The sequence below is a fragment of the Pandoraea cepalis genome, assembly GCF_902459625.1.
GTDB lineage: Bacteria > Pseudomonadota > Gammaproteobacteria > Burkholderiales > Burkholderiaceae > Pandoraea > Pandoraea cepalis.
This window is the reverse complement of record NZ_CABPRY010000001.1, coordinates 635583-652094: the sequence shown is the minus strand read 5'-3', so window position 1 is coordinate 652094 and position 16512 is coordinate 635583. Positions and strand designations below refer to the sequence as shown.

The 16512-nt window shown below is 65.6% G+C and carries 19 protein-coding genes; 4 read left to right on the top strand and 15 right to left on the bottom strand.

All coding sequences use genetic code 11. The annotated features are described in order from the left end of the window. Positions 1-286: 286 nt before the first annotated feature. Entirely contained in the window at positions 287-1114 is an 828-nt protein-coding gene (locus tag PCE31107_RS02935; RefSeq protein ID WP_174966529.1) for an autoinducer binding domain-containing protein, read from the top strand. Here the strand turns inward: PCE31107_RS02935 and PCE31107_RS02930 are convergent. The 10 genes from PCE31107_RS02930 to PCE31107_RS23280 all read right to left on the bottom strand — a co-directional run bounded on the left by PCE31107_RS02930 (position 1062) and on the right by PCE31107_RS23280 (position 11071). Further along, the gene (locus PCE31107_RS02930; protein WP_174966528.1) at positions 1062-1709 is read right to left on the bottom strand and encodes a flavin reductase family protein; all 648 of its coding nucleotides are present in this window, start codon (positions 1707-1709) and stop codon (positions 1062-1064) included. The genes PCE31107_RS02935 and PCE31107_RS02930 overlap by 53 nt on opposite strands. Positions 1710-1757: 48 nt before the next feature. Continuing rightward, complete coding sequence (locus tag PCE31107_RS02925) at positions 1758-2714, bottom strand: FAD-dependent oxidoreductase (RefSeq protein WP_174966527.1); 957 nt, start codon at positions 2712-2714, stop codon at positions 1758-1760. Then, a complete protein-coding gene (locus PCE31107_RS02920) occupies positions 2711-3799 on the bottom strand; it encodes a threonine synthase (RefSeq protein WP_174966526.1) in 1089 nt (362 codons plus the stop codon). The genes PCE31107_RS02925 and PCE31107_RS02920 overlap by 4 nt, the downstream gene beginning before the upstream one ends. A 170-nt stretch (positions 3800-3969) precedes the next feature. Beyond that, positions 3970-5016 (bottom strand): ornithine carbamoyltransferase, encoded by a 1047-nt coding sequence (locus PCE31107_RS02915; RefSeq protein WP_174966525.1) that lies wholly within the window; start codon positions 5014-5016, stop codon positions 3970-3972. Positions 5017-5137: 121 nt separating this feature from the next. Next, positions 5138-6103, bottom strand: a complete 966-nt coding sequence (locus tag PCE31107_RS02910; protein WP_150606386.1) for a diiron oxygenase — start codon at positions 6101-6103, stop codon at positions 5138-5140. Then, complete coding sequence (locus tag PCE31107_RS02905; RefSeq protein WP_150606384.1) at positions 6096-7565, bottom strand: adenylosuccinate synthetase; 1470 nt, start codon at positions 7563-7565, stop codon at positions 6096-6098. The genes PCE31107_RS02910 and PCE31107_RS02905 overlap by 8 nt, the downstream gene beginning before the upstream one ends. After that, a complete protein-coding gene (gene sbnB / locus PCE31107_RS02900) occupies positions 7562-8617 on the bottom strand; it encodes a 2,3-diaminopropionate biosynthesis protein SbnB (protein WP_150606382.1) in 1056 nt (351 codons plus the stop codon). Before sbnB ends, PCE31107_RS02905 begins: the two co-directional genes overlap by 4 nt. Next, the gene (sbnA, locus tag PCE31107_RS02895; protein ID WP_150606380.1) at positions 8614-9699 is read right to left on the bottom strand and encodes a 2,3-diaminopropionate biosynthesis protein SbnA; all 1086 of its coding nucleotides are present in this window, start codon (positions 9697-9699) and stop codon (positions 8614-8616) included. Before sbnA ends, sbnB begins: the two co-directional genes overlap by 4 nt. Before the next feature lie 209 nt (positions 9700-9908). After that, positions 9909-10829, bottom strand: a complete 921-nt coding sequence (locus tag PCE31107_RS02890; RefSeq protein WP_150606378.1) for a methyltransferase domain-containing protein — start codon at positions 10827-10829, stop codon at positions 9909-9911. A gap of 38 nt (positions 10830-10867) precedes the next feature. Then, positions 10868-11071, bottom strand: a complete 204-nt coding sequence (locus PCE31107_RS23280; protein WP_174966524.1) for a hypothetical protein — start codon at positions 11069-11071, stop codon at positions 10868-10870. Positions 11072-11314: 243 nt separating this feature from the next. Here PCE31107_RS23280 and PCE31107_RS23275 point away from each other — a divergent pair, with 243 nt between their 5' ends. Both PCE31107_RS23275 and trmL read left to right on the top strand, forming a co-directional pair. Further along, positions 11315-11782 carry a ComF family protein gene (locus PCE31107_RS23275; protein WP_174966523.1) on the top strand — a complete coding sequence of 156 codons (468 nt, stop codon included), beginning with the start codon at positions 11315-11317 and terminating at the stop codon, positions 11780-11782. A gap of 16 nt (positions 11783-11798) precedes the next feature. Then, positions 11799-12269, top strand: a complete 471-nt coding sequence (gene trmL / locus PCE31107_RS02880) for a tRNA (uridine(34)/cytosine(34)/5-carboxymethylaminomethyluridine(34)-2'-O)-methyltransferase TrmL (RefSeq protein WP_150606374.1) — start codon at positions 11799-11801, stop codon at positions 12267-12269. Here the strand turns inward: trmL and PCE31107_RS02875 are convergent. The 5 genes from PCE31107_RS02875 to PCE31107_RS02855 form a co-directional block, all read right to left on the bottom strand. Then, positions 12251-12781, bottom strand: coding sequence for an O-acetyl-ADP-ribose deacetylase (locus PCE31107_RS02875; protein ID WP_150606372.1), 531 nt, complete (start codon positions 12779-12781; stop codon positions 12251-12253). The two genes, trmL and PCE31107_RS02875, sit on opposite strands and share 19 nt — an antisense overlap. Before the next feature lie 140 nt (positions 12782-12921). Further along, positions 12922-13941 (bottom strand): NAD(P)H-dependent glycerol-3-phosphate dehydrogenase, encoded by a 1020-nt coding sequence (locus PCE31107_RS02870; protein ID WP_150606370.1) that lies wholly within the window; start codon positions 13939-13941, stop codon positions 12922-12924. 63 nt (positions 13942-14004) lie between these two features. After that, positions 14005-14511 carry a protein-export chaperone SecB gene (gene secB, locus PCE31107_RS02865; protein WP_017232705.1) on the bottom strand — a complete coding sequence of 169 codons (507 nt, stop codon included), beginning with the start codon at positions 14509-14511 and terminating at the stop codon, positions 14005-14007. Positions 14512-14576: 65 nt separating this feature from the next. After that, positions 14577-14837 carry a glutaredoxin 3 gene (gene grxC / locus PCE31107_RS02860; RefSeq protein WP_017232706.1) on the bottom strand — a complete coding sequence of 87 codons (261 nt, stop codon included), beginning with the start codon at positions 14835-14837 and terminating at the stop codon, positions 14577-14579. Positions 14838-14854: 17 nt separating this feature from the next. Continuing rightward, positions 14855-15262, bottom strand: a complete 408-nt coding sequence (locus PCE31107_RS02855) for a rhodanese-like domain-containing protein (protein ID WP_130024741.1) — start codon at positions 15260-15262, stop codon at positions 14855-14857. A 234-nt stretch (positions 15263-15496) separates the two neighbouring features. Here PCE31107_RS02855 and gpmA point away from each other — a divergent pair, with 234 nt between their 5' ends. Beyond that, positions 15497-16243, top strand: coding sequence for a 2,3-diphosphoglycerate-dependent phosphoglycerate mutase (gpmA, locus tag PCE31107_RS02850; protein ID WP_150606368.1), 747 nt, complete (start codon positions 15497-15499; stop codon positions 16241-16243). Positions 16244-16512 lie beyond the last annotated feature (269 nt).

Here is a 16512-nt window from a genome sequence, read left to right as displayed (position 1 = left end):
CGCCCCCCCTCCACAGACGATCGTCGCCCCACCCCGTCCAATGCCCGTCACGCAAATGGCGCAATGCGACGCACGCCCCGCCGCCTTCGCTGCGATGCGGGATTCGTCCGATATCCGTCAACCGTCGATGCGGCACCCGGGGGCGCGTGCGACGTTATGTCGCGCCCTGAGATGGCGCGCCGCGGCGGCTGCACGGCGAATGCGCGCCGGCCCCTCGGCGTCCGTCGATGCGCGCGACGATACAACGCGTGCTAAAACCGAAACCTGTTCCCCACCTCGCCATGCCATGCGTGCCACGCGTTGCGTCACTCCCCGCTCGTTTGCCGACGGTCTGAGCGCCTTGCGCTCCGCCACCGACTTCGATGCCTTGTGCGCCCTGCTGCAAACGTTGTGCGGCTCGCTCAGCCACCGCTATTTCAGCTATCGCGGACATTTCCCTCTGCCGGACGGTAAACGGGCAACGCCGCGACTCGGCAACGTGCCGCATGCGTGGCAAGCGCACTACGATGCTCAGCGCTATGCGAGCGTCGATCCGGTGCTGGCGCGCGCCAGCCGGCAACTCACCCCCGTCGAATGGACGCCGGCGCTCTACACATCGCCCGACGCCCGGCGGTTGCTTCGTGATCAGCGGGCCGCGGGCATGCGCTACGGCGTGACGTATCCGGTATTCACCCCGTCGGGCGCGTCGGGCATGTTGAGTCTCTCATCGACCCGCCCGCCTCCCGGCTATGTGCGAGCACCCGGCGCGCATGCCTGGAAGCCGCATGCCGGCGCGTCGCTGGCGATGCATGTACATGAAGCCGTGTGGCGCATCGTGCAGCGCGACGCCGTGCATCACGGCGCCCCCGTGCTGACGCCGCGCGAGCGCGAGTGTCTGCGGTGGGTGGCGCGCGGCAAGACGTCATGGGAAATCGGGCGCATTCTCACGCTCTCCGAGCATGGTGTGGTGTTTCATCTGCGCAGCGTCATGCGCAAGTTCGACGTCTCGAGCCGCCATCGGGCAGCGAAGCTGGCGAGCGATTACGGCCTGCTCGACGATCTCGCCGGCGGCGGGTCGGCTGTCATCGGGTCCGCGCCGCAAGATCGGCAAGCGTCTTGTATCGCGTCAACGTGAAGGTGTCGCTCGCGGCATTCACGAACGAGCCGCCGCCCAATCGCCCCACGGGACGGAGCGCCTGCAAATCCACGTGATGTGTGACGGGGTCGAGCAACGCGTCGTCGACATGGACCGCGACGACGGTGCCGAGCACGACCCATCCGCCGCCCGGCGCGGCGCTGATCTCGATAATGTCGCGGACATGGCATTCGTACGCGACCGCAGCCTCCTGAACACGCGGTGGTCGCACGCGCGACGAGGCAACCGGTGTCATGCCGGTGAGCGCGAACTCAGACTCGCCGGGCGGCAACGGCGCCGCCGAGAGATTCACGGCCTCGATACACGACAGGCTCGCCACGTTCACGACGAACTCCGGCACCGCCTCGACGTTGAGCAACGTGTCCTTCTTTCGCTTCGGCGCCGGCGGCACCACCGGGCAGAACAGTACCGTCATCGGCACACAGCACACGCCCATGAAGTACGCATAGGGCGCCAGATTCGGCCGGTCTTGCGCGTCGACGGTACTCACCCATGCGATGGGCCGCGGCAGAATCGTACTCATCATGAAGTTGTAGCGACTTGCCTCGTCGAGCGTCGCCGGATCCAGTTCCATGTCGTCTCCCAGAGTTGTCATCCCTCGCCTGCTATCCGAAGGCGGGGGCTAGTTGCGTGATGCCACGCCCGTGAGCCGAAGCACCTCATTGGCGCATCCCCACGACAACGTGAAGCCCCCGCCCCCGTGGCCGTAGTTGTGAAGCAAACGCGGGTGGTGCGCGTCGCACGCCACCCGTGTCACCCGTCGCATCGGCCGAAATCCGAGGCGGACTTCGACGACACGCAGCGCGGCTACGCCCTCACACAGCCCGGTGCATCGGCGGACGATGTCCTCGACCTGCCGCTCGCCGATCACGGTCGACGTCAGGTCGGGATCGGCGGTACCGCCCAGTACGACGTCCTCGTTCCGTTCGACCACGTATGTCGGCGCCTGCGGATCGGAATCGTCGATAAAGCAGCCGCGCACGGCGGCGTCGCGTTCTGCCCGAAGCACAATGGCGCGCGACAACGATAAATCGCTGTCGCCAAACGGCCGGCTTCCATAACCGCAGCAATTCACGACGTGCTCGGCGTCGCCGAGCAACGACGCCGGATCGCCGACGCGCTGCGCCACATACCGGCCGCCGAGTTCGAGGAACAGCGTCATCAGGTAGCGAAGATAGACCGCTGCGTCGGCCACGGGCACGTCCATGCGGTAAGCGCAGGCGAAGCGCGACGGCACGTCCGCCGGCGCCAGACGCTCAAGGCCGCTGGCGCATTCCGTCCACCACGGCGGCCCGGCATCGCGTTGAAAATATTCGGTGAGCATGCGCATCCGTACGCCTGAAGCCGCGTCGGCGGACAGTCGACGCATCGTCGCGTAGGTTTGCCGGGCGCGTTCGAGATAGACCAGGTCGGGCGCCTGATAGAACGGATGCCAGATGGCCGCCGCGAGCGCCGACGTCGTCTGCGCCGGCCCCTCTGCCGCGTAGATGACGACGTCGCACCCGGCCAGCGCCATCGTCACGGCCGTCGTCAGGCCGCTGACCCCGGCACCGAGCACAATGATGCGCGGGCGGATCACGGCTGCGCCTCCGATTGCACGTATCCTGGGTCGTCAGGCATGCGGCGCGGTGCAGCATCGATATAGTCCCGCAGTTGGCCGGGCGTCACAGCGTCAAAACACGGCGGAGATTTCAGGCCGCTTCCCGTCCCGAGCAGCACCACGCGCGACCGGGGCTCGATGCGCCCCGTTGCGAGACACTCGCCCAACGCGGCGTAGCCGGCGGCCGTCGACGGTTCGAACCACAGGCCGAAGCGCTGCGCGAGCATGCGCCCCGCCGCCATGATCCGTGCATCACTGAGTGCGACGCACGCGCCGCGCGTGGCGCGCAAGGCATGCAGGGCCGCGAAGTGATCGCGTGGACGACCGACCGCCAGACTGTCGGCCACGGTGTCCGGGCTGACCTGCGTGGGCGACGCAGGCAAGGCCATGGCATCGTCGCAGGCGCGCCAATCGCGGGTGATGCTATTCGCGCTGTCGGCTTGCGCCGCAAGCAGGCGCGGCATGGCGGAGGTAATGCCGAGCGAATAGAGATCGAGAAACCCCGCCGCGATGCCTGACAGAATGTTGCCGTCCCCCGTGGGTACGATGACCCAATCGGGTACCCGCCAATCGAGCGCTTCCGCCATCTCGAACGCGCACGTCTTCTTCCCTTCGCGCGTGAAGGGATTGATGCCCGTATTGCGACAGCACACGCTGGCGTCGTCGGCCATGCGCTCGGCGATGTCGAAGGCGTCGTCGTAGCTGCCCTCGACCTCGCAGACCTTCGCCCCATATGCGCGAATCTGCGCCAGCTTCACGCGAGGCGTGCTTGCCGGCACGACCACGGTGGCCGACATTCCCTGCGACGCCGCGAGGCACGCCAGCGACGCACCGGCATTGCCGGTCGATGCGGTCACCGCATGCTGGCACCCGGCGCGTTTGGCGACCGCCAGCACCACGTCGGTGGCGCGGTCCTTGAGCGATCCGCTTGGGTTCCGCGACTCATCCTTCACCCAGAGACGGACCCCACTGTCGTCGCCGCAATCGACCAACGGCGTGGCGCCCACGACCAACCGGCTCGCCCAGTGGGCTTCAACCGGAAGGAGTGCGCCATATCGCCACATTCCCCGTCCCTGAAACGTATTCACGATGTCCGCGGCACATGGCGAATCCGCGTCCGCCCGCCGTTGAACGCGAAGATTCTGCCCACACACAGGGCAGCGATAACGGATCGTGCCCCACGACTGCGGCGTTGCACACCTCACACACACGTAGTGATACGAAAACGGCGCCCTCACGCGAGGCACCCCGGATTCAGCAGGTGCGCCATCACGGCATTCTGCGCATGAAGTCGATTCGCGGCCTGGTGGAAAACCCACGACGACGGGCCATCGATCACGTCGTCCGTCACCTCCTGCCCCCGGTCAGCGGGAAGGCAATGCAGGTAGCCTGCGTCGGGCGCTGCGCGTCGCATGACGTCGGCGTCGACGCACCAGTCCCGGTACCGCTCGAAGACGTTGTGCATGGCGGCCTCATCGACCGAATCGCCGTGACGTTGCGGAAGATGCGCGAGACTGCACCACGACTTGGCGTAAACGACGTGCGTATCGGTCACGCCGTCGCGCAGATCGTGGGTCACGCGCAGACGCGCCCCGGTCTGCTCGGCAAACCGCGTGGCCGCGGTCATCACCTGCGGATCGAGGCCGAACGACGGCGGATGCGCAAGCGTCACGTCCATCCCGGATTTCACTGCGGCGAGCAACAGACTCTGCGGCACGGCCACTGGCTTGTGCCAGCTGCCGGAATACGCCCAACTGATGCACAGCCTTCGACCGGCCAGTCCGCCCAATTGCTCACGCATCGTCATCACATCGGCAAGCGCCTGACACGGATGAAAGCGGTCGCACTCCATGTTGATGACGGGCACCCGACTTGACTGAGAAAAAGCTTCGAGATGACGATGCGCCGCACCGTACACCCACCCGGCCGGCGCGCCATACATGCGAATGGCAATCGCGTCGCCATAGGATGAGAGCACGCGCGCCACGTCGGCCACGCGCTCCGTCGAGTACGGAATCTCCGCCTCGGGTAGCGCGGGTGTATAGATCCCGTTCAGCGGATCGAGCACGATGGCATGGCCGCCCATTCGCGACAGTCCGGTCTGGAAGCTGCTGCGAGTGCGTAACGACGCGTTGTAGAACAGAAAGTAGATCGTTCGGCCGCGCAGCGCAGATTCCGTGTGCTGCGGATAGCGGCGCTTGAAGGCGAGCGCCGCCTCGAGGAGTGCGCGATACTCCGCCGCACTCATGGTCAAATCGGGGGCGAGCCAGTGGCAATTCACAGATCTCTCCTGGTCGTTTATCAGTGAAGCGCGGGGACACCACCACGTTGCCCGCCGGGTTGAACCGGCTCGGCCGCATGGTCGCGCGCGTCGCAACGTCATCGGCTCGAGTGGCCAACGATCAAGGCGGCCGCCAGCGACTCGCTTGTTGCGCGAAGCGTTCCACACAGGCCATACCCAATCGCTCGAACAAACGCCGTGGCACCCGCGCCGCTTCCATCATCTGCACGCCCACTTCGAGCGGGTCGATGCTCTCGCGGATCACAAGTTCGGCTTCAGTGGCATCCAGCCCGACGGCACACAGATGCGCTCGCCACACCGGTAATTCAGGCGCAAGGAACGCGGTCATCAGGTCAGGAAGCAGCGTGTCGAGAAACGCGCGGTCCGCTGGGGATAACGACGGTATCCACTCGCTGGAAAAGCGGACAAACGCCGCCTGATGACGTCGTTCGTCGGCGCCATGTTCGCTCAGCATTGCGCGCACGGGCGGGTAGATGTCGTCACCGGCCCCCGCCTGCCGCAGCGTGCCTGTGATCAACGTCTCGGTCACCGTTGCCGCTGCGACGATGGCCATCTCGCGATGCGTTTCGGGCACCGCCTCACACAACGCCAGCACGCGCACGACACTCAGCGATGGCGTTCGCGCCAGCTCATACCCCGCCTGTTTCAACAGTTGTCCGCGGAAGCGCTCCATCATCCACGTGTGAAAGCCCTCGTCCGTGTAGATGGCGAGCAGATCGTCACGGCTGACCGACGCGATGCCAGCAATGTCGAGCATCTGCTCGATGGCGCGATTCACGATGTGTAGTTCGACACGTTCCGTTTTGTTCAGGTAATCGGCCAGACGGCGCGCACTCAACTGCTGCCGAGCCGCCTGACCGCGTTCACAGACCAGCGGATGCGTGGCATACGGCATGAGCGACAGGTTGAAGAACAGATGCTCGGGCCGCAGCGGCGGGAACGGTGCCTCCCCGCCGCCGCGGGTCACGGCGGCGACGTCTCGCCACGGCCGCTGCCCATGCTCAACCGACCCGCCATCGCCGGGCATGCACGTTTCAACGCCGCTCTCCGCATGCCGATCAGACATGCGGGGACGCCGCGGCCACAAGCGCCGGTTGATGCGCGCTCAGCGATACCAGGCTGGCCCGTTCCGGCCCCAGTCCGATGCCGGCCAGCGGCGCGCCGATTTGCCGCTCGACGAAATCGACGAAGCCATGCATGGCAGCATCCAGTTGGCCTTCGCGTCCGAGTGTGAGTGAATGCTCGGACAGTCCGGGATAGATCAGCACGTCGGGCGTGACGTCGCTGGACAACACATCGCGATGCACACGCATCGGCACGCCCTGATAAGTCGAATGGAAGTAGTGGGCCAGGCAGTCGACCTTGTTGAGGTAGACGCAGTCGACAGCGTGGGCCTTGACGACCTCTCGCAACTGCGCGAGGTCGAGCATGCCGATACGACGCGGGCGCCCCGTCCCCGTGCCGTACTCGCCGGTGAGCATGCGAAGCGCAGTGCCAACGTCGAACGGATCGTTGGAGCGCAGCAGTTGCTCCGGCGAAAAGCGTACCTGCTCGTCGGTCACGCCGAGGTGAGACTGTGACGCGTTATCGCAATATTGCGCCGAGCGCTCGCCCCCCAACTCCGACGGAAACGGGCCACGCCCCACGCGCGACATGATGGCCTTCGCCACACCGATGGTCCGACGGTGATACTTCGGCGACAGATCCCCCCCCACATACGCATATGCCGGCACCGTGTGGCTCGACGTGACATACGGCTGACAGCCGTCAACGACATCGAGCAACACCGACTGCGCCCCTTCGAACAACACCCTGGCGCCCTGCTTCACGCGATTCGCAAGCCATCCTCGATCGGGTTCAATGTAGGCGCGCAAGGTGTCGGCGACTTTCGGCAGACTCAACAACAGATCCGACATTTCGGCGACCCAGGGCGACGTTCCCCCTTCCGCGTTGATCATGCGCGTGAAGACGTCGCGCATCGAGGCCACGGTGTCCGCCTCGCTATTGAGCAGATCGCCGAGCATCAGATTGACGCGTTTGTCGTTGCGCACACGCAAGGCGCGATCGGCGTAGCACGGCCCGATGCCGTTACCCGTGGTACCGATCGTGCCGCCGCCGCGTCGATCCAGCGCAATGTGGTGGGGCTGCACGAGCGCGGCGCGCGCACTGATGCGTAGCCGGCCCTCGAGCGAGACGCCCATCTCGCGGAGTTGTTCGATCTCGTCAGCCAGCTTCCACGGGTTGAGCGCGCACCCAGACCCGATGTACAGCGTGGCGTGGGGATGAAACACGCCTGACGGCAGTTGCTTGAGCGCGATGCGGCCGAAGGGTGTGTCGATGGTGTGGCCGGCGTTGGCGCCGCCATTGAATCGGGCGATCACGTCGTACCCCGCAGCGAGGGCGTCGATGATCTTCGCTTTGCCTTCGTCGCCATATTGCAGACCGACAAGGACGTCGGCGAAGCCTTCGGCGGGAGGCGAAGCGAGGTGAGCGGCGGGGAAGGAGGCGCTACAGGTAACGGAGGTCATGCGCGTTGCATATCGTGGAAAAAATGGGGGATGGGCGCCTGCTGCGCAGCCAACTGTTCATAGACCCAACGCCCGACGGCAATGTCCAGGATGCCCAGACCGAACGGCGAAAACACAATCGGTCGATCACGCACCGGCGCCTGTCCGCCACAGAGCAAATGCGGCAGTGACGTCGTGACGAAGCGCCGATGACCGGTCTCGACTTCAGCGAGATGCAGCGAGGTCATCGCCCGCAGACAATGATCGATGTCGTCGACGACGTTGTGGGACGCAAGAACGACCGCTGGCGCAAGGTCGCGAAGCGAGAGGTGCAGCACGACGGGGCAGTGAGAGAACCAGTCCGGGTCGTTCACATAGGGCGAGGGCGCCGTCGTGGTGAACACGATCACGTCCGACGCACGAACGGTACGTTCGAGCGAGGCCTCGGTACGCGCTTCGTAGCCGAGGCGCATACCGATGCGGGTGGCAAGTGCCGTGGCGTAGTCCGGGTTCAGGTCGTGCACTGTCACGTCACCGATTGGCAGTTCGGCGAGCGGCAGACACTCGGCCACGTGGCGTGCGATCACGCCGGCGCCGACAAACGCCACGCGCAGGCTTCTCGCTGAGGTATTGCCCCTCGCCTTCGTGGCGAGCGCATCGCTGGCGAGACACCGCAGCGCGCTGATCGCGCTCGCCGCCGTGCGCGCCGCGCTGATGAGGCTCGCTTCCATGCACGCGATCGGATAGCCCGTCGCCCCATCGTTCAGAATGAGGACGGCCGACGCGCGCGGCATGCCACGTTCGACGTTCGCGGGAAAGCTCGATATCCATTTGATGCCGGTCACCGCCTCGCCGTGATCATCGCGAAGGTGCGCAGGCAACGCGATGATGCGATTGCGTTGCGCGTCGGGAAAGCGGAGAAACTGACTCTCCGGATTGACGGTGCGCCCGGCGTGATGCGCGCGATACGCCGCTTCGACCGTTTCGAGAACGGCAGCCGTCCCCGTCCCGAGAGTCGAACCGACCTGCTCTCCGGTGAACACGCGAAATTGCGGTAGCGGTAGTGCGTTCATGGCAATGAAGGATCGACGGTATCGACGAGAGGAGACGTTCCGCATGGCGAACTTGGGCGGCCATCGATACAGGTAGCGGCCCAATCGGGGTCGTAGAGGGTGTCGAGATATTTGTCGCCCATATCGGGAGCGACGGCGACGACCGTGTCGTTGGCGGCGATCTCGCCCGACGACATTTGCACGGCACGCAACACGCTGCCCGTGGACCCGCCCGCGAGCAAACCGCGCGCGGCCAGCGTGTGGCACATGCGGAGGGTTTCGGCCTCGTCAACGTAGACGATGGCGTCCGGCGGCTCGGCCTGCGACGCCTCAGACAACGCCGGGCGGCAACTCGTGCCCAGTCCAGGGATGCGGCGAGGCCCCGGCGGGCCGCCAAACGTCACCGAACCGACGGCATCGACCGCAATGACACGGGTCGGCAGTCGATGGGCGCGTACGTAACGCAGGCAGCCCATCAATGTGCCGGTGGTGCCCGCGCCGACAAACAAGTGGTCGACGTTGCGATAGGCCGCGAAGATTTCCGGCGCCGTCCATCGATAGTGCGCACGCCAGTTGCCTGGGTTGGCGTACTGATTGACCCACACCCAACGCGGGTTACGCGCCACTTGCTCACGGATCCACGCGATGCGTGTGCCGAGATACCCCCCCTGCGCATCGCGACGTTCAACGCGCACGACGTGCGCGCCCGCCGCCTGCATGGCGCGGATCGCATGACGCGACGTGTTGGGATCCGTGACGCAAGTGAACGGGTAGCCGCGATTTGCGCACACCATCGCCAGCGCCATCCCGAGATTGCCCGAGGAAGACTCGACGATCCGCGTATTCACGTCAACGCGGCCCGCCACCTCCAGATCCTCGATGAGTTGAAGCGCGGGCTTCAGCTTGATGGAGCCCGCCGCGTTCAGACCTTCGAGCTTGAGGTGAACCGTGGCGCGACACAGGCCGTCAATCGCCGTGAAAACGGGGGAGGTCGGTCGCAGAAAGGCGCCATCGACGCGCAGCCTCTGGCGATCGCGCGTTGTTTCGCGTTGCGCAGGTTCGACCTGCGGCGACGCCGCCCACGTTTCGTGCTGGTTCCCCACCCCGACCTCCCGATGTCTCGCCCGAAGGCGATTCGATGGCGTGGCGTAGCGAAGGCAATCCGCAAGGCCCTGTGCTCATGCACGCCGTGAAGCGTCATTTAAGCGAATCGGACGTGCGCGGAACACCTGCAAGGTCGTGTAGGACGCAGGATACGGTGGGTCGTCAGGGCGCCAGCGGGAGGTGGCGGGTCCGCGAAACGCGGCGAAACTCAGCGAGGCCGGCCGCCGCGTCCGATGTCCTGAAGGCGAACGACGGCATTGCCGGCCGCATCGGTCTTCTCGGGAATTTTCCAGGCGTGCCCGTAGACGAGTTCGAACGTCAATGCGATCGTGCCGTCCGCACCGCGCTGTCGTTCCAGCGCCGCACGCAAAGCCGCAAGACGCGCCCGCCCGGTGAGGCCCCGGCGACGCTCGGGTCGTGGATTCACGCCGAGCAACCGCACGTCGCGCAGCAACGTGTCAGGCGTTTCGAACGTCAGCGTGAGGCGCTCCATGTCCGTGACGGGGGTATCGAATCCACTCGCCACCATCATGTCGCCCAAGTCATGCATGTCCGTCGGCTCGAGGGCATGCGGCACGTCATCGACTTCCGCCCACGCCGCTCGCAACTCCCGCAGGGTGTCGGGACCATAGGCCGAAAACATCAGCAAACCGTCGTTACCAAGCACGCGATGCCACTCGGGAATGACGCGATGCGGCTCGCGATACCAATGGAGCGCGAGGTTCGACCAGACGAGATCGAAGGTGCGCGGCGCGAACGGCAGCGCGGAGAAATCGGCCTGCACGAGGCCATAGGGCGGCGCACTGCGCAGCAGTCGGCGCCAGCCGGTTGCTGCGCCTGCCGCCGCGGCGGCCTTGACCATCGCGAGCGACGCATCGAGCCCCACGCGATACGCCTCGGGGTAACGCTCGCCGAAGCTCAGCAAATCGCCGCCCGTGCCGCATCCGGCATCGAGCACGCGGGTCGGCTTCAGCTTGATGTAATCGAGTCGGCTCGCGAGCCGCGACGCCACCTCCCGCATCAGGAAGTCGGCCTGCGGCCAGTTCGGCGCTCGGCGGTCGAACGCAGTGCGCAAAAAGCGAGTGGAGAACGCGGAGGACGGGGTCGGGGGAGCGGCGGAAGGCTTCATGGGACGGGCGAAAAGGCGAGTCGGCAGTATACTCGTTGCTAACCGAACGCATCGGGCACCGCCACGCGCCCCGTCGCACGCCGTCCCATGCCGAGCATCGACGACGTCGACCGCGCCGCCTTCCACACCACTTCATCGCCGCTATCGTCTTGCCCTTCCTCCATGCCACCTTGCCAACGCTCGCCAAGCTTGCTGGCGGGTGGCTGCGCATGACGTTGCCCGATCACTGCGCGCTTTGCCACCGGCGCGCACCGCGGCAGATCTGTGTCGGTTGCTCACACGCCTTCGATGCCGACCGGCCTGATGCGCCGCTGCGCTGTCGTCAATGTGCGGTCGCATTGCCATCGCGGCCCACTTGCGCGGACGAAACCGACGCGCAGGGTATAGGAGGTGCGACAATTTGCCGCACCTCACCCCCGCCCGTGTGCGGACAATGTCTGCGGTTACGACCCGCGTTCGATACGACACTGACCCTCGCAGACTACGTGGCACCGCTCGATACGCTGATGATTCGTCTGAAATATCAAGGCGCCCTGCCATTCGCGCGCGAGTTCGGCGAACGCCTCGGCGATGCCCTCTCGAATTGCCGAGACGAGGCTGCGCTGCTGGTGCCCGTGCCGCTGGCGCCCTCGCGACTCGCGACGCGGGGGTTCAACCAGGCGTGGGAACTCGCGCGGGTCGCGTCGCGGCGGTCGCATCTGCCCGCCAGCGCCCACGTGCTGCACCGCGAGCGAACGACCGCCGCGCAGCGACGCCTCTCGCGCGATGAACGCCGACGCAACCTGCGCGGCGCCTTCGTCGCGAGCGACCAAGTCCGTGGGCGTCGGATTGTGCTTATCGACGACGTGATGACGACGGGTGCGACGTGCGACGCCGCGGCCGCCGCCCTCAAACGCGCCGGCGCAACGCATGTGATTGCGGCAGTCGCATTGCGCACGCCGCTCACCTCATAACTCTGCCTCAACGCTCATGTTCAACGTTGTTCTCGTCAGCCCCGAAATTCCGCCGAACACCGGCAACGTCATTCGCCTGTGTGCCAATACGGGCGCGCGCCTGCACCTGATCGAACCGCTAGGCTTCCCGCTCGACGACGCGCGTATGCGCCGCGCCGGGCTCGACTATCACGAGTATGCCGAGATGAAGGTCCACCGGGATTGGGCCGCGTTTCTGAGCGCAGAAGCGCCGGATCCCACGCGCATGTTCGCGTTGACGACGCGCGGTTCGCGCCCGTTCGGCGAGCTGTCGTTTGCCGAGGGCGATTGGTTCGTGTTCGGATCGGAAACCCGCGGCCTCGCCCCGGAACTGCTCGATACATTCGCCACGACGCAGCGCGTGCGTCTGCCGATGCGCCCCGGCAATCGCAGCCTCAATCTTTCGAATACGGTTGCCGTCGTGGTCTTCGAGGCGTGGCGTCAACAGGGTTACGCCGGCGGGTCCTGACTCGCCAATTCGGCGCGATAACGCGCCAGCATCGCACCGTCGAAGCAAACGAACTCGACGTGCTCGATGCTCGGGAAATGCGGCAGCGCGTCGCGCACGGCGAAGACAGCCAGCGGCACCGCCAACTCGGGGGGATAACCGTAGATGCCGCAACTGATGGCCGGAAACGCTACGCTGCGACAGCCGTGCGCCGCCGCCAGACGCAAGCTCTCGCGATAGCAGCTCGCGAGCAGCGCAGGCTCATCGTTCGCGCCGCCGTGCCATACGGGCCCCACCGTATGAATCACGTATTTCGCCTTGAGTCGAAATCCCGGTGTGAGCTTGGCCTGTCCCGTCGCGCAACCCCGCAATTTGCGACAGGCGTCCAGCAATTCCGGGCCGGCGGCACGATGGATCGCCCCGTCGACACTGCCACCGCCCAGCAGCGATTCGTTCGCGGCATTCACGATGGCATCGACCGACGATTGCGTAATATCGCCTTCGGAGGTATGGAGATGGGCAACTGGCGACATGGGTTCGACTCCCTTGTGCGAGTGCCGACGACGGGATTCCGCCATCGGGGAAACGGCGCGCCGACCCTCCTGCGAAACATCGCAGGCCGGTCATGCCGCGCCGGGCAAGACCGGACAACCGCCGCAATTTGCCAGTGACCTCAGCCCGCAGGGGTATCGTCCTCGCGTTCCGCGCGGGCATCGCGCCGCAGCAGGGATTCCACCGCCGCACGGGCGGGTAGCCCCTCGAACAGCGTAGCGCATACCGCGTCGGTAATTGGCATTTCAACCCCATGCGCGCGGGCCAGATCGCGCACCGCACGTGCACATCGTACGCCTTCCGCGACGTGCCCCAACGATGCCAGCACGTCGTCGAGCGACTTGCCCGACGCCAGTTGCAGACCGACGGTGCGATTGCGCGAAAGATCGCCCGTTGCCGTCAGGATCAGATCCCCCATGCCGGCCAGCCCCATGAACGTCTCGGGCTTGCCGCCCAGCGCGACGCCCAGGCGGGTCATTTCGGCCAGGCCCCGCGTGACGAGCGCCGCGCGGGCATTGAGTCCCAGACCGAGTCCGTCACTGACACCCGTGGCGATGGCGAGCACGTTCTTCACGGCGCCGCCGACCTCGACGCCGACCACGTCGTCACTCGAATAGATGCGCAGCGCGCCGAAGTGACATGCGGCGATCGTCAGTTCGCACAGCGACGGCACCGCGCTCGCAATGGTCAGCGCCGCCGGCAGTCCCTGGGCGACTTCGCGGGCGAAACTCGGCCCGGAGAGCGCGCCGCCCGCCACCTGTGGGAAGACCTCGGCAACGATCTGGTGTGGCAGCAGTCCGGTATCGGACTCGAAACCCTTGCACAGCCAGATCAGGTTGTGCGGCGCATCGGCCGCAAGCGCCATATGGCCGGCCAGTGCCCGCAGGCCGGCCACGGGCACAGCCGCTACGCACAAGGCGCGTTCACCCGTGCCATGCGTGAGCGCCGTCGCGAAGTCGGCTTCGAATCGCAGACGAGGCGACAGCGGCGAACCAGGGAGGTAGAGGGAATTTTCGTGCGAGGCGCTCAGTTGCTTAACGAGCGCCGCATCGCGCGCCCAAAGGACAACCTCATGGCGTGCCGCCATGTGACTCGCCATCGCGGTGCCCCAGGCACCTGCACCGAATACGGCAATCTTCATGAGAGAGGCCTCGACGCGAAGGCTGACGCCGGGCCGGCCGTCGCGTCGATCAAGCGCAAGCGCTTAGTGGGTCTGGGCGGCCGAGCCGTCGGGCATCACGATGCCCGGGGCCGGCGTTTCGCCGTTGGCCGCTTGTTGCTCAGCCAGTTGCGCCAGTCGCTGTTCGTACAGTGCCTGGAAATTCACTTCGGCCAGATGGATCGGCTGGAAACCGGCACGGCTGATGGCATCGGCCACGTTGGCACGCAGGTACGGGTAGACGATCGTCGGGCAAGCAATGCCAATGAGGGGGTCGAGCTGTTCGACCGGCACGTTGCGAATTTCGAAGATACCGGCTTGCTTACCTTCGACCAGGAACGCAACCTTGTCCTTGATCTTGGCCGTCACGGTGGCAATCACGGCGACTTCGAAGATTTCCTCGGCCAGGCGTTCGGCGGCGACGTCCAGTTGCACTTCCACGGTCGGCATCTCTTGCTCGAGGAAGATCGCGGGCGAATTCGGCTGCTCGAGCGACAAATCTTTCAAGTAAGCGCGCTGGATGCTGAAAAACGGCTGATTCTGGTCGGACATTTTGTTTCCTTGGGATAAGACAGCCGCGCAGACACGCGGCTGGGCGCACTATTTTGCGGGCGGTATCAGGCGGCTTGCAAGAGCGGCACGAGGCCGCCGGCACGGTCGAGTGCCGACAGATCGTCGTAACCGCCGATGTGGCGCTCGTCGATGTAGATCTGCGGCACGGTGCGGCGCCCCGTGCGCGTCATCATTTCCTCGCGGCGGGCGGGTTCCTTGTCGATCAGAACCTTCTCGATTTCCTGAACGCCACGCTGACGCAGCAGTCGCTCCGCCATCTGGCAATACGGGCACACTTGCGTGCTGTACATCACGATCTTCGGCATGACTGGCGATTCCTCGATTACTTCACGACCGGCAGGCCGGCTTCCTGCCAGGTGGCAATCCCGCCCTGGAGGCTGAACGCCTCGGCGTAGCCGAGACCGCGCAGCAACGTCTGGACGCGCGCGGCGCCCTGCCCGTTCTTGCACACGATCAGGACCGGTGCGGCCTTGTTCTTGATGACCTGCCCGACCTTTTGTTCGACGTCGTCGAGCGGCAGGTTGCGCGCGGAGGGCAAGTGGCCTGCGGCGAACTCTTCGCCAGAACGCACATCGAGCACCACGGCGCCTTTACGGTTGATGAGCTGGGTCGCTTCCACAGTCGACAGACCGCGCCCGCCGCGCTTGACTACGGGCCATGCCAGCATGCCCCCAGAAACGAGGGCAATGGCGATCAGCGCGAGGTTGGTGTAATCAGTAAAGAACGTCACAAACCACCTGAAAAATATCAAAAGAATCCGATCATTATAAAATAATCCGTGATTGCGCCGACGGGTTGCGTTGCCAATCGCTGCGCCGGACGTCGGCGGCCCCTTCGCCGCGCCCCCGAACGTCTCTGAATTGCTGCCGCAAATCCCCTTGCCGGGCCTTGCTGCGCAAGGCGCGGCGTGTAGCAATGCGCTCGCCGGCTGCCCCCGCTTTCCAACTCTGACTGACGTTTTCTCATGTACAAGCTCGTTCTCATCCGCCACGGCGAATCGACGTGGAACAAGGAAAATCGCTTCACCGGCTGGGTCGACGTCGACCTGACCGAGAAGGGCGCTGCCGAAGCCATTCAGGCCGGCAAATTGCTCTCTGACGCCGGCTACACGTTCGATCTCGCCTATACGTCGGTCCTCAAGCGGGCGATCCGCACGCTCTGGCATGTGCAAGACGCCATGGACCAGATGTGGATTCCCGTCATCCATAGCTGGCGCCTGAACGAGCGTCACTACGGTGCGCTTGCCGGCCTGAACAAGGCCGAGACCGCCGCCAAGTACGGCGACGATCAGGTGCACGTCTGGCGCCGCAGCTACGACACGCCGCCGCCGCCGCTCGCCGCGGATGACGAGCGCAGTTCGTACCGCGACCCGCGTTACGCCAAGCTCAAGCGCGACGAGATTCCGCTTACGGAATGCCTGAAGGACACCGTGGCGCGCGTGCTGCCGTTGTGGAACGAGTCGATCGCCCCGGCCGTGCGGGCCGGCAAGCAGGTGCTCGTCGCCGCGCATGGCAACTCGCTGCGTGCGCTCGTCAAGCATCTCGACAACATTTCGGACGACGATATCGCCGGTCTGAACATCCCGAACGGCACGCCGCTGGTGTACGAGCTGGACGCCGACCTCCAGCCGATCCGGCATTACTACCTGGGCGACGCGGAGAAGATCGCCGGCGCGCTGGCCGCCGTGGCCGCGCAAGGCAAGTCGAAGTAATCGTCGACCCTCGCCTGCGTCAATTGCCGACACCGAGCGCGCCGCCCCCTTGCGGCGCGCTCGCCCCCCGTTTGGCGCGCCGCTACGTTCCTCCCTTGCGCCGCTTTTGCTGCACTTCCCCAAGAACACCCCCGCTGCCCCTTCCAGTAACGCGCCGTAACACGATTTTCATCGCTTTCGGGCATCCTGCCCCGCGAGGTCCAATCCTCGCCAATGCTCGCTCCGCCAGCGAAAGCCCGCCGTTATCGAGCCTCGTCCCGGAAACATCC